Annotated in this window: 12 protein-coding genes; 9 read left to right on the top strand and 3 right to left on the bottom strand. The window is 68.9% G+C overall.

Annotated features, from left to right (window positions below):
• Nucleotides 1-51 precede the first annotated feature (51 nt).
• Nucleotides 52-1056: an oxygenase MpaB family protein gene (locus TPAU_RS15670; protein ID WP_013127728.1), complete on the top strand. Its 1005-nt coding sequence runs from the start codon at nucleotides 52-54 to the stop codon at nucleotides 1054-1056.
• Nucleotides 1057-1078: 22 nt separating this feature from the next.
• On the opposite strand, the gene TPAU_RS15665 is transcribed toward TPAU_RS15670, so the two are convergent.
• Together TPAU_RS15665 and coaA are read right to left on the bottom strand one after the other, a co-directional pair.
• Complete coding sequence (locus TPAU_RS15665; RefSeq protein ID WP_013127727.1) at nucleotides 1079-1693, bottom strand: TetR/AcrR family transcriptional regulator; 615 nt, start codon at nucleotides 1691-1693, stop codon at nucleotides 1079-1081.
• A gap of 23 nt (nucleotides 1694-1716) precedes the next feature.
• Nucleotides 1717-2658 carry a type I pantothenate kinase gene (gene coaA, locus TPAU_RS15660; protein WP_245537803.1) on the bottom strand — a complete coding sequence of 314 codons (942 nt, stop codon included), beginning with the start codon at nucleotides 2656-2658 and terminating at the stop codon, nucleotides 1717-1719.
• Nucleotides 2659-2727: 69 nt separating this feature from the next.
• Between coaA and TPAU_RS15655 the strand changes: the two genes are divergently transcribed.
• The 8 genes from TPAU_RS15655 (at nucleotide 2728) to TPAU_RS15620 (ending at nucleotide 11790) form a co-directional block, all read left to right on the top strand.
• Entirely contained in the window at nucleotides 2728-3969 is a 1242-nt protein-coding gene (locus TPAU_RS15655) for a DUF885 domain-containing protein (protein WP_013127725.1), read from the top strand.
• Between the two features lie 30 nt (nucleotides 3970-3999).
• Nucleotides 4000-5298: a serine hydroxymethyltransferase gene (glyA, locus tag TPAU_RS15650; protein WP_013127724.1), complete on the top strand. Its 1299-nt coding sequence runs from the start codon at nucleotides 4000-4002 to the stop codon at nucleotides 5296-5298.
• Between the two features lie 74 nt (nucleotides 5299-5372).
• A complete protein-coding gene (locus TPAU_RS15645) occupies nucleotides 5373-6203 on the top strand; it encodes an acyl-ACP desaturase (RefSeq protein WP_013127723.1) in 831 nt (276 codons plus the stop codon).
• Nucleotides 6204-6466: 263 nt separating this feature from the next.
• A complete protein-coding gene (phoH2, locus tag TPAU_RS15640; RefSeq protein WP_013127722.1) occupies nucleotides 6467-7774 on the top strand; it encodes an RNA 5'-3' helicase PhoH2 in 1308 nt (435 codons plus the stop codon).
• Nucleotides 7775-7852: 78 nt separating this feature from the next.
• Complete coding sequence (locus TPAU_RS15635; protein WP_041945151.1) at nucleotides 7853-8203, top strand: PadR family transcriptional regulator; 351 nt, start codon at nucleotides 7853-7855, stop codon at nucleotides 8201-8203.
• Entirely contained in the window at nucleotides 8200-9528 is a 1329-nt protein-coding gene (locus TPAU_RS15630) for a permease prefix domain 1-containing protein (RefSeq protein WP_013127720.1), read from the top strand. Before TPAU_RS15635 ends, TPAU_RS15630 begins: the two co-directional genes overlap by 4 nt.
• Nucleotides 9529-9572: 44 nt before the next feature.
• Nucleotides 9573-10016 carry an anthrone oxygenase family protein gene (locus TPAU_RS15625; RefSeq protein WP_013127719.1) on the top strand — a complete coding sequence of 148 codons (444 nt, stop codon included), beginning with the start codon at nucleotides 9573-9575 and terminating at the stop codon, nucleotides 10014-10016.
• A gap of 79 nt (nucleotides 10017-10095) precedes the next feature.
• Nucleotides 10096-11790, top strand: a complete 1695-nt coding sequence (locus TPAU_RS15620; protein WP_013127718.1) for a fumarate hydratase — start codon at nucleotides 10096-10098, stop codon at nucleotides 11788-11790.
• Between the two features lie 32 nt (nucleotides 11791-11822).
• Here TPAU_RS15620 and TPAU_RS15615 read toward each other — a convergent pair whose 3' ends face one another.
• Entirely contained in the window at nucleotides 11823-12419 is a 597-nt protein-coding gene (locus tag TPAU_RS15615; protein ID WP_013127717.1) for a class I SAM-dependent methyltransferase, read from the bottom strand.
• Nucleotides 12420-12459: the final 40 nt, after the last annotated feature.

Raw genomic sequence — 12459 nt, 5'->3', positions numbered from 1 at the left:
CGCGCCACTCGCTGTTACGATTCAGGCATAAGTTGTAACAGAGGAGGCGTCATGACGCAGGTGGAAACCCCCGAGCGCGAACTCGTCCCGGACCACGGGACCGCGCCCGCGCCGGACAGATACGGCCCGGCATCGCCGTTCGTGGACCCGCTGGGGATCAGTGGCACCGTCGCCGGGCAGTGGTCCTTCCTGCCGATCAATGGCGCCGCCTTCGTGATGCAGCTGATGCACCCGGTGATCGGCGATATCGTGGGCGAGTTCAGCGTGGCCTACACCGACCCGGTCGGCCGCGCCATCCGCTCGATGGACTCGGTGCAGCGCTGGTACTTCGGAGAGGATGCGGCGGTCGAGGAGGGCTACCGGCTCCGCGCTCAGCATCAGCCGCTGCAGATGCGCAATGCCGAGGGGCAGCACATCAGCGCCCTCAATCCGGAGGCGTACGGGTGGGTGATCGCCACCGGAACCATCACCGGCATCGACTCCCTGCCGCGGAGCCTGGGCCGCCCGCTCACCGATGCGGAGATCGACGAGCTCTTCGACGACTCGCGCAAGATCGCCGCGATCGTCCAGGTGCCCGACGGTGCCGTCCCGTGGGAGCGGGAGGCCTTCGCCCAGTACTACGAGGACATGCTGCCGACGCTGACAGCGCATCCCGGCGCCCTGCAGTTCCTCGATGATTTCGCGCACGGCCGCCCGCCCCTGCCGCCGGAGGCGGGCCCGTTCCTCCGCGCGATCGAACCCGCGCTCACACCGCTCGGGATGTCCGTGAACCGCGCGGTGTACCTGCTCACCGTGGGTGTCCTGCGGCCCGAGGTTCGCGAGATCCTGGGCGTCACGTGGAGTCGCCGCGAGGAGCTCGCCTACCGCGCCGTGACTGCTGCGATCCGCCAGGCCTACAAGGTGATTCCCGAGCGGGTCGGGTACACGCCGCTGGCCTACTACGCGCGTGGCAAGGCCCGCGCGCTGCGCGCGATGAAGGCCCGGGATCTCCCCGACTTCACCGCATTCCGGCGCAATCGCGAGGCCCGCGCCGCGTCGGGATGCCCGTTCGGCTGACCCTTGTCGCTGCGCGGGCCGGTCAGTCGACGGCCAGCGGTACGAGCGCCGTGCGCGCGTAGGCGCGTGCGGCCCCGTCGTCCTCCAGGTCGAACGGCGCGGGCGCGATGGCGAAGCAGGCGGCGGTGATGCGCACCAGCGCATCCGCACGAATCTCGGTGTGGCCCTCCGGGACCGCGTCTGCACCGTGTTCCTGCGCCATGATCGCGGTGACGAACCGGATACCGTGCCCCACCGGATCGAGCCGCTCATCGGCGAAGAGGGCGGCGCGCTCCTCGGGCGACGAGATCGGCAGCAGAGTGCGCCCGAATCGACAGCAGAGCACGAACACCTCCTCGATCCGCTCGGCCACATCGGGGGTGCGGGCCACCACCTCCGCGGTCTGGGTGAACAGTCGCCCCAGCGACCAGGCGAGCGCGGCGGCGAGGATCTCGTCCTTCGAGCCGAACCGGCGGAACAGGGTCATCCGGTTCATACCGGTTTCGGCGGCGATCGCTTCGACGGTGGTCTTCCGGGTTCCGGCGGTGCCGAGCACCGTCAGTGCCGCACGGTAGACCCCGGCGTCGGCATCGCTGACATCGGTGCGGGCACCGGCCTTGAGCAACAGCTCGGACAGCGAGGCGCCGGGACGGGTCATGACAGCTGATCGTAGGCGGGTGATCAGAGTTTGCGCAGCCGCACCCGGTTGATGGAGTGATCGGAGTCCTTGCGTAGCACCAGCGTCGCCCGCGGCCGGGTCGGCAGGATGTTCTGCACCAGATTGGGCCGGTTGATGCCCGCCCAGATGCCCTCGGCGCGGTCGCGCGCCTCGATGTCGGACAGGCCGGCGTAGTGGTGGAAGTGCGACGCCGGATCGGCGAACGAGGTGGTCCGCATCGAGAGGAACCGGTCCACGTACCAGCGCTCGATGTCCTCGATCCGCGCGTCCACGTACACGGAGAAGTCGAACAGGTCCGAGACCATCAGCCGCGGACCGGTCTGCAGTACGTTGAGGCCCTCCACGATCAGGATGTCGGGCCGCCGCACGTGGATGAACTCGTTCGGCACGATGTCGTAGAGCTGGTGCGAGTACACCGGCGCGGTCACGTCCTCGGCGCCCGACTTCACCGCCGTCACGAACCGCAGCAGGGCCCGCCGGTCGTAGGACTCGGGGAATCCCTTGCGGTGCATGATGCCGCGGCGTTCCAGTTCGGCGGTGGGATAGAGGAAACCGTCGGTGGTCACCAGATCGACCCGGGGGTGTGAATCCCACCGCGCCAGGAGTGCTTGCAACACGCGCGCAGTGGTCGACTTGCCCACCGCCACCGAACCGGCGACGCCGATCACGAAGGGCACCTGTCCCTCATCGCGCCGCTCGCCGAGGAAGGTCGCGGTGGCGGCGTACAGCCGCTGCCGGGCCGCCACCTGGAGGTGGATCAGACGGGAGACGGGAAGGTAGACCTCGGCGACCTCCGCGAGGTCGATCTGTTCGCCCAGGCCCCGCAGGTGATTGAGATCTTCTTCGGTCAGCGACAGCGGCGTCGACTGCCGCAGCTCGCGCCACTGCGTGCGGTCCAGCTCGATGTACGGACTCGGTTCGCTCACGCGACGACTCCGCGACACGCCGGGGCTGACATGTTCCCAGTCTGGCACGACCGGTGCGGGGCGTCCGCACGGCAGTATCCTGCGGGCATGCGCGAGCTCACCGTCACCGACCGCTACCTGCGTCTCGGCCTGCGATTCGACCGGATCGAGGAGGGCTTCGTCGACGCCTACTTCGGCGACCCGCAGCACCGTCGGGCCGTCGCCCAGGAGGCACCGCCGATCCCGTCCGAACTCGCCTCCCAGGCCCGCGACCTGCTGCGTGAGATCGACGCCGACACCTCGCTCGGGGAGCAGCGACGCGCATTCCTCCGCGGGCACGTCGCCGCGCTCGAATGCTCTGCGCGCAAGTTCGACGGCGCGCCGGTCGGTTTCGTCGATGAGGTGAAGGCGTATTTCGACGTCGACATCGCCCCGCACGACACCGCCGAGTACGAAGCCGCGCATGCCCGGCTCGACGACCTGCTTCCCGGAGCCGGGCCGCTCCAGGAGCGGATGGCCGACCAGCGCGCCCGGTTCGCGACACCCGCCGAACGCGTCCCCGAGGTGGTCGAAGCGCTGGCCGGAGCGCTGCGCGAGGTGGTCCGCGAGCGCTATCCGTTGCCCGACGCCGAGACGGTGTCCTTCGAGATCGAGCACGACAAACCCTGGTCCGGCTTCAACTACTACCTCGGTGGCTACACCTCGCGGGTGGCCGTCAACGGCGACCTGCCGCAGTACCTGTCCTCGCTACCGCACCTGATCGCGCACGAGGCCTATCCGGGCCATCACACCGAGCACTGCCGCAAAGAACAGCGGCTGGTACACGGCGAGAACCAGCCGGAGCAGACGATCTTCCTGGTGAACACCCCGCAGTGCCTCATGGCCGAGGGCCTGGCCGATCACGCGCTCGGCGCCGCGATCGGACCGGGGTGGGGGCGGTGGGCGCAGGAGATCTATGCCGACCTCGGCCTCGCCTTCGACGGTGAGTTGGCGGAGGCGATCTCGGTGGCGTCGGCCGGGCTGCTGCACGTGCGGCAGGACGCCGCCCTGTTGCTGCACGACCGCGGGGGCACCGACGACGAGGTGGTCGCCTACCTTCAGCGCTGGGGGCTGGCGACGGAGAAGTCGGCGCGGCAGTCGCTGCGGTTCCTCGGCTCGCCGCTGTGGCGCGCCTACATCAGCACCTACGTCGAGGGCTTCGCACTGCTCGGGACGTGGCTGGAGCTCTCCGAACCGGGCCCCGCGCGGCTCGACCGGTTCCGCAGGCTGCTCGACGAACCGCTCACCCCATCGGCACTGCGGCGCGAGACCGCGGCGGGCGGTCCCGCGATAGCACCGGCCGCCGGGTGACGAGAGCCACGCGGCGCTTAGGATGAGCTCATGAGCGACTCCAGCGTGAACACAGCGTCCCTCGCCGAACTCGATCCCGAGGTCGCAGCCGCCATGAACGGCGAGCTGGCACGCCAGCGCGACACGCTGGAGATGATCGCCTCGGAGAACTTCGTACCGCGCGCCGTGCTGCAGGCGCAGGGCTCCGTGCTCACCAACAAGTACGCCGAGGGCTACCCGGGGCGTCGTTACTACGGTGGCTGCGAATACGTCGACGTGGTCGAGGATCTGGCCCGCAACCGTGCCAAGGAGTTGTTCGGCGCCGAGTTCGCCAACGTCCAGCCGCACGCCGGTGCACAGGCCAATGCGGCCGTCCTGCAGGCATTGATGGAGCCCGGCGAGACCCTGATGGGCCTCGACTTGGCGCACGGTGGCCACCTCACCCACGGCATGCGCCTGAACTTCTCCGGCAAGCTCTACGAGAACGTTTTCTACGGCGTCTCGAAGGAGGACCACCGGGTCGATATGGACGAGGTGCGCAAGATCGCCCTCGATTCCAAGCCCAAGGTGATCGTCGCCGGCTGGTCCGCCTACCCGCGGCACCTCGACTTCGCCGCGTTCCGGTCGATCGCCGACGAGGTGGGCGCGCACCTGTGGGTCGATATGGCGCACTTCGCGGGCCTCGTCGCCGCAGGTCTGCACCCGAGCCCCGTCCCGCACGCCGATGTGGTCAGCTCGACCGTGCACAAGACCCTCGGCGGCCCCCGCTCGGGCATCATCCTGGCGAAGCAGGAGTGGGCCAAGAAGCTCAACTCCGCGGTCTTCCCCGGCCAGCAGGGCGGTCCGCTGATGCACGTGATCGCGGCCAAGGCCGTGGCGCTCAAGGTCGCCGGTACCGAGGAGTTCCGCGAGAAGCAGCAGCGCACTCTCGAGGGCGCGAAGATCCTCGCTGAGCGGCTCACCGCACAGGACGTGGCCGACGCCGGCGTCACCGTGCTCACCGGCGGCACCGACGTGCACTTGGTGCTCGTCGATCTGCGCAACAGCGATCTCGACGGACAACAGGCCGAGGATCTGCTGCACGAGGTGGGGATCACGGTCAACCGCAACGCCGTGCCCTTCGATCCGCGTCCGCCGATGGTCACCTCCGGCCTGCGGATCGGTACCGCAGCGCTCGCGAGCCGTGGCTTCGGCGCCGCCGAGTTCACCGAGGTCGCCGACATCATCGGAACCGCGCTGGCGCTGGGGAAGGCCGCCGACCTGTCGGCGCTGCGCGCCCGCGTCTCGGCGCTCGCACTGGAGGTGCCGCTGTACGACGGCCTGGAGGACTGGGGCCTGCTGTCGCGCTGAACCCTGGTTTCGGGTACCTGTAGGGCCCTACCTGGGATTTGAAGGCCGGGTAGCGGCTGCTCTACAGTGTCCGGGTGACTTCCACCACCACCGAGGACGACCTGAATCTCGCCATCGACAAGGCGCTGCCGGACATCCGTGCCGCCTACGTCGAGGCAGGTGATGCGTGGCAGCCGCACGACTACATCCCGTGGGACGACGGTCGCAACTACGCCTTCCTCGGCGGCGAGGACTTCGATCCGGCCGATGTGAAGGTGCACCCCGTCGTGGCGCACGGGCTCGTGCTCGGCCTGCTGACGAAGGATCACCTGCCGTCGTTCCACCGCCTGCTCGCCCAGCACCACCTGATCGATTCGGACTGGGGCAAGTTCGTCGGCCACTGGACCGCCGAGGAGAACCGACACGCGATCTCACTGCGCGATCATGTCGTCGTCAGCCGCACGTTCGATGTCGAGCAGCTGGAGGCCTGGCGCCTGGAAGCCGTCACCCGGGGTTACCGCCAGTACGAGGGCACCCGCGATGAGCTGCACGTGGCTGAGCAGATAGCCATGGTGATGACGCACGAGGTGCTCTCCGCCGACTACTTCGACCGGCTCGCCGACTTCGCCGAGAAGACCGACGGCACCCCGGCCGGCCTGGTGACCACCCTGCGCAAGATCGCCCACGATGATCGTGTGCAGCTGCAGTACTGGACCGAGCTGTTCGCCGTGGCGCTCGACGTCAACGAGGGCCATGCCAAGGACGCCCTGCTGGGCCAGGCACGGGCGGTGTCGGCGATCGGTGCCGAGACCGCCGAGGGACTCGACGAGTCGCGCCGGATCGTGGTCGAGGCCGAGATCGGCACTCCCGAGCGTGACCGCGAGTTGATCTCCGGGCTGCTCGAGCGGTGGGCTCTGGCCCTGTAGTACGGCCGTAACGAACTGTTCACGAACGCGCCGCGCAGCCTCCGGGCCGCGCGGCGCGTTCGGCGTTAGTTTGGCGGTGACGGATTGCGGGGAAGCATTTCGTCCCGGGAGGTTCCAACCGTGACTGGATCACCAGTTCTCACGAGAGGGCCGGCCCCGGTCCTCGTCCTCGAGGCGTAGCCACCTACGCATCGACGGCGTTTGGAACCGGCCGGCCGCAGCTACACGCTTGCGTGGGCGCCGCGCAGGCTAGGAGCGTCACCGTGTCTACTACTGGGACCACACGCACGTACGTGCTCGACACCTCCGTCCTGCTGTCCGATCCCTGGGCCATCACCCGCTTCGCTGAGCACGATGTGGTGCTCCCGCTCGTGGTGATCAGTGAACTCGAAGGCAAGCGTCACCACGCCGAACTGGGCTGGTTCGCTCGCGAGTCGCTGCGCATGCTCGACGATATGAGGCTCGAACACGGCCGCCTCGACCAGCCGATCCCCACGCCGGGCGGCGGAACCGTGCAGGTGGAGCTCAATCACATCGACCCCACCGTGCTTCCGGTCGGCTTCCGCACGGAGACCAACGACGCCCGCATCCTGGCATGCGCACTGAACCTGCGTGCCGAGGGCAAGCTGGTGACGCTGGTGTCCAAGGACATCCCGCTGCGCGTCAAGGCGGGTGCCGTGGGCCTCGATGCCGACGAGTACCGCGCCCAGGATGTGGTGACCTCCGGCTGGACCGGCATGGAGGAGCTGGAAGTGGGTTCCCAGGTCATCGACTCCCTCTTCGCCGACGGTGTGGTCGACCACGATGCGGCCCGCGAACTGCCGTGTAACACAGGCGTGCGGCTGCTCGGCGGCACCTCCAGCGCTCTCGGCCGGGTCACGGCCGATAAGCAGGTGCAGCTGGTGCGCGGAGACCGGGAGGCCTTCGGGCTGCACGGCCGCAGCGCCGAACAGCGCGTCGCGCTCGATCTGCTGCTCGACGAGTCGGTGGGCATCGTTTCGCTCGGCGGTAAGGCCGGTACCGGTAAGTCGGCGCTGGCCCTGTGCGCCGGCCTGGAGGCGGTGCTGGAGAAGCGAACTCAGCGCAAGGTGGTCGTGTTCCGGCCGCTGTACGCCGTGGGCGGCCAGGATCTGGGCTACCTGCCGGGTACCGAGAACGAGAAGATGGGGCCGTGGGCGCAGGCCGTCTTCGACACCCTCGATGGGCTCGCCTCGCCCGAGGTGATGGACGAGGTCATGTCGCGCGGGATGCTGGAAGTACTGCCGCTCACGCACATCCGCGGCCGGTCGCTGCACGATTCCTTCGTCATCGTCGACGAGGCTCAGTCTCTGGAGCGCAACGTCCTGCTCACGGTGCTGTCACGCCTGGGCGCCGGATCCCGGGTGGTGCTGACCCACGATGTGGCGCAGCGCGACAACCTGCGCGTCGGCCGGCACGACGGTGTCGCCGCAGTGATCGAGAAGCTCAAGGGGCATCCGCTGTTCGCGCATGTCACGCTGACCCGGTCGGAGCGCTCGCCGATCGCAGCGCTGGTCACCGAGATGCTGGAGGAGTTCGCGCCCGGCGCCTGATTCTCCGGCCCGGCCGTTGCCATACCTAGAACCGCAAGGTATATGTTGTACCTAGCGGTTCTAGGTATGGAGGTCGTCGTGCATATCGATAAGGATCTGGTCGCCGCGTCGGCGACCCCGTTGGTGCTGAGCATCCTCAGCCGGGGCGACAGCTACGGCTACGCGATCCTCACCCGCATCCGGGAACTCTCCGGTGGGCGGCTGGAATGGTCCGACGGGATGCTGTACCCGCTGTTGCACCGGCTCGAACGTCTCGGGCTGGTGGAGGCCCGGTGGGAGGTCGCCGACACCGGACGCAGGCGCAAGCACTACGCCATCACGCCCGCCGGCCGCGAGGCCCTCGCTGAGCGCCGCGACCAGTGGCGGGTCGTCAGCGCCGCCCTCGACGGTCTCTGGTCCGACGGTGCGCCGCAGCCGGGGCTCGCATGAGCGGCACCGTCGACGCGCAGATAGTGCAGTGGCGCGGCTATCTGGAGGGCCGGCGCCGGATGCGGGCCGACGAGGTGGACGAGCTCGAATCCCACCTGCGCGATCAGATCTCGGATCTCGAAGCGCGCGGCCTCGACGGCGAGGAGTCGTTCCTGGTGGCGGTCAAACGGATGGGTGCCGCCGACGCCGTGGCACACGAGTTCGCCCGGGAACACTCCGACCGGCTGTGGAAGCAACTGGTGCTCGGCAGCGCCGACGAGAGCTCCGGGCGCCGCGGCGAACTCCCGGTGGTGCTCGCCCTCGGTGCCGGTGCCGGGCTCGCGTTGCTGGTGCTCCTGCACCTGCTCGGTGACGCCGCCCCGCGCTTCGTGGGTTTCGCGGTCGCGCCCTTCCTCATGGGGTACTTCGCGTGGAAGCGAGCGATGCCGGTACGCCTCGCTGCCGCGGTGCTCGCCGGCTTCGCCGTGCTGGCGGCATTGCTCGCCGCGTACCCGTTCGTCGCCGGCGGCTCCACGGAGACCCTGTCCGTGATGGCCGCGCCGGTGGTGCTGTGGTTCGGCGTGGGCGTCGCCTACACCGGTGGGGCCTGGCGATCGGCGCCGCGGCGGATGGATTTCGTACGGTTCACCGGCGAGTTCCTCATCTACTTTCTGCTCATCGCGCTCGGCGGCGGTGCCATCACCGCTCTGACGATCGGCGCGCTCGCCACCGTCGGGCTCGACGCGGAGGTGCCGGTCACCGAATGGGCGCTCCCGGTCTGCATCGGCGGCGCGGTTCTGGTGGCGGCATGGTTGGTGGAGGCGAAACAGGAGGTGATCGAGAACATCGCGCCCGTGCTGACCCGGATCTTCACTCCGATCACGGTGCTGATGCTGCTCGTGGTGCTCGGTGCCTTCGCCTCGAGGCCGGGTCTGATCGGTGCCGACCGCGATCTGCTGGTGCTGATGACTGTGGTGCTGGTGCTGGTGGTGGGGCTGCTGTTGTACGCGGTCTCGGCGCGCGATCCCCGGCGCCGCCCTGACGTCTTCGACCGGTTGCAGGTGGCGCTGGTGGTCGCGGCGGTCGCCGTGGACCTGATAGTGCTGGTCGCGATGGTCACCCGGACCGCGGAGTTCGGCACCTCACCCAACAAGGCCGCGGCATTGGGGCTGAACCTGATCCTGCTGGTGATCCTCGTGCGGGCGGCGGTACTGGGCTTCGGATTCGTACGGGGGAGCAGGGACTTCGCCGCGATCGAGCGGTGGCAGACGACCACGCTGCCCGCCTACGCGGCGTGGGCGGCGATCGTCACGCTCGCCTTCGGCCCGCTCTTCGGGTTCGTCTAGCGTTCCCCTTCCCGACGGTGCGCCCGAGGGGGATGCTGATAGCCATGACGATGCACGCGCTGCTCGTGGCGGCGGCCCTGGTCAATGCGGTGCTGGCCGGCTTCTACTTCGCGTACGCCACGGTGATCGCCGGTCAGCGCGGCCAGGCCGACGGCGGCGCTGCGATGGTCCGGATGAACGCGGCCGTGGAGCGGCCACCGTTCATCGCCCTGTTCCTCCTGGCCCCCGTGCTCGCCGTCGCAGCGGCGCTCTGGTGCCTGGTGGCCGGCGGACCCGACGCCCCCGCGATCGTCGCGCTGATCGCCGCGGTGTGCGCGGTGGCCGCCTGCGTCTCGACGATGGCCGTGAACGTGCCGCTCAACCAGCGGCTGGCCGCGGGGACGGTCGACTGGGCGCAGTACGCCGGCACCTGGGGTACCTGGAACGTCGCCCGGACCTGGCTGTGCGCCGCCGGCGCAGCGGGGCTGGGCTTCGCGGCGCTGGGGTGAGGCGCACCGTCGAGCCTGGTTCGCGCAGGTAGGGGAGCCTAACCCGACCGGCCGATACGCCGGGGAATACCCTCGATGGGTGACTTCGACCAGCCCCGAATTCATCTATTCCGACCTGCTCCCCATCGGTCCCGATACGACGCCGTACCGGCTCATCACGACCGAAGGCGTCGAGACCTTTGAGGTCGACGGGCAGACGTTCCTCAAGGTCGCGCCCGAGGCGCTGCAGCAGTTGACCGCGGAGGCGATGCACGACATCAGTCACTACCTGCGGCCCGCGCACCTGCAGCAGCTGCGGAAGATCATCGACGATCCCGAGGCGTCGGGCAACGACCGCTTCGTGGCGCTCGACCTGCTCAAGAACGTCAACATCTCCGCCGGTGGCGTGCTGCCGATGTGCCAGGACACGGGCACGGCGATCGTCATGGGCAAGAAGGGCGAGGGCGTGCTGACCGGCGTGGACGACGGGGAGTGGATCTCCCGCGGCGTCTACGACGCGTACACCAAGCTCAACCTGCGCTACTCGCAGAACGCCCCGATCACCATGTACGAGGAGAAGAACACCGGCACCAACCTGCCGGCCCAGGTGGAGATCTACGCCACCGAGCAGGGGCCGAAGGGGCCGGAGTACAAGTTCCTGTTCATGGCCAAGGGGGGCGGCTCGGCCAACAAGTCCTTCCTGTTCCAGGAGACGAAGGCGATCCTCAATCCGGACCGCATCCTGACCTTCCTCGACGAGAAGATCCGCTCGCTGGGCACCGCGGCGTGCCCGCCGTACCACCTCGCGATCGTGATCGGCGGCACGTCGGCCGAGTTCGCGCTCAAGACCGCCAAGTACGCCTCGGCGCACTACCTCGACGACCTGCCGGAGACGGGATCCATGGCGGCGCATGGCTTCCGGGACAAGGAGCTGGAGGAGAAGGTCTTCGAACTGACCCAGTCCTTCGGTATCGGCGCGCAGTTCGGCGGCAAGTACTTCTGTCACGACGTGCGCGTGGTGCGCCTGCCGCGACACGGCGCCTCGCTGCCCGTCGCGATCGCCGTCTCCTGCTCGGCCGACCGCCAGGCCCTGGGCAAGATCACCGCCGATGGTGTCTTCCTGGAGCAGCTGGAGACCGACCCGGCGCAGTACATGCCGGACGCCGGTGTGGCAGAGGACATCGAGGGCGGTGCCGTGGTCGAGATCGACCTGAACCGGCCGATGCCCGAGATCCTCGCCGAGCTGTCGAAGTACCCGGTGAAGACCCGCCTGTCGCTCACCGGCCCGCTGGTGGTCGCGCGCGACATCGCGCACGCCAAGATCAAGGAACGCCTGGACGCGGGCGAGGAGATGCCGCAGTACCTGCGCGATCACCCCGTGTACTACGCCGGTCCGGCCAAGACCCCGGAGGGGATGGCGTCCGGATCCTTCGGGCCCACCACCGCCGGACGCATGGACAGCTACGTCGATCAGTTCCAGGCTGCGGGCGGCTCGATGGTGATGCTGGCCAAGGGAAACCGGTCCAAGCAGGTCACCCAGGCGTGTGACAGCCACGGCGGGTTCTACCTCGGCTCGATCGGCGGTCCGGCCGCCCGGCTCGCACTGGACTGCATCAAGAGCCAGGAGATCATCGAGTACCCCGAGCTCGGTATGGAAGCGGTGTGGAAGATCGAGGTCGAGAACTTCCCCGCCTTCATCGTCGTCGACGACAAGGGCAACGACTTCTTCACCGATCCCTCCGGTGAGGTGTCGATTCCGCTCAGCGGCATCCGCGTTCGTTCGAGGGAGCGCTAGCCGACCTGCGGCGGGTCGCGGAATCGGCAGCGCTACGCCGGTCGCAGGATCGTGACCGCGAAGTCCGCGTCGGCGTGCCAGGGCTTGACGTCCCACGTCGCCAGCCGAAGATCGGTGCGCAGTCCGGCGTCGGCGGCGTAGCGGTCGAGCTGCTCCGGACGGAGGCCGCGGTTGGTGTGGAAGCCCACGACCGCGAATCCATCGGGCTTGAGATGGTTCCGGAAATTCCGCAGCACAGCGGTTTCCGTGCCTTCGGCCACGAACACCAGCACGTTGCCGGCGCACACGATGGCATCGAAAGGGTCCGCTTCGCCCTGCGCCGGAAGGTCCAGCTCTGACAGATCTCCGACGAGCCAGCGCGGGCCCGGATGGTCGGCTTCCGCGGCCGCGATGAGCTTCGGATCCACATCGACGCCGACCACGTCGTGGCCCACCGAGTGCAGGTAGCCGCCGACCCTGCCGGGGCCGCAGCCCGCGTCCAGGATGCGCGAGTGCCGACCCACCATGGCATCCACGAGCCGTCCCTCGCCGGACAGATCCGCGCCCTCGCGGGCCATCGAACGGAACCGCTCGATGTACCACTCGCTGTGCCCGTCCTGCGTATCGGTGAACCACCGCGGAGTGCTCATGGGCTCGAACCTACCCGCGGAGCCGAGACGAGCGCCGGGC

Origin of the sequence: Tsukamurella paurometabola DSM 20162 (genome assembly GCF_000092225.1) — a bacterium.
GTDB classification, from domain to species: Bacteria; Actinomycetota; Actinomycetes; order Mycobacteriales; family Mycobacteriaceae; genus Tsukamurella; species Tsukamurella paurometabola.
Note: the sequence above shows the minus strand (reverse complement) of the source record. Positions and strands in the feature narration are given on the sequence as shown.

Excerpts from the sequence above, each read along its gene's own strand:
- TPAU_RS15670 (WP_013127728.1), top strand. The coding sequence starts at position 52 with ATGACGCAGGTGGAAACCCCCGAGCGCGAACTCGTCCCGGACCACGGG.
- TPAU_RS15665 (WP_013127727.1), bottom strand. The coding sequence starts at position 1,693 with ATGACCCGTCCCGGCGCCTCGCTGTCCGAGCTGTTGCTCAAGGCCGGT.
- TPAU_RS15655 (WP_013127725.1), top strand. The coding sequence starts at position 2,728 with ATGCGCGAGCTCACCGTCACCGACCGCTACCTGCGTCTCGGCCTGCGA.
- glyA (WP_013127724.1), top strand. The coding sequence starts at position 4,000 with ATGAGCGACTCCAGCGTGAACACAGCGTCCCTCGCCGAACTCGATCCC.
- TPAU_RS15630 (WP_013127720.1), top strand. The coding sequence starts at position 8,200 with ATGAGCGGCACCGTCGACGCGCAGATAGTGCAGTGGCGCGGCTATCTG.
- TPAU_RS15625 (WP_013127719.1), top strand. The coding sequence starts at position 9,573 with ATGACGATGCACGCGCTGCTCGTGGCGGCGGCCCTGGTCAATGCGGTG.
- TPAU_RS15615 (WP_013127717.1), bottom strand. The coding sequence starts at position 12,419 with ATGAGCACTCCGCGGTGGTTCACCGATACGCAGGACGGGCACAGCGAG.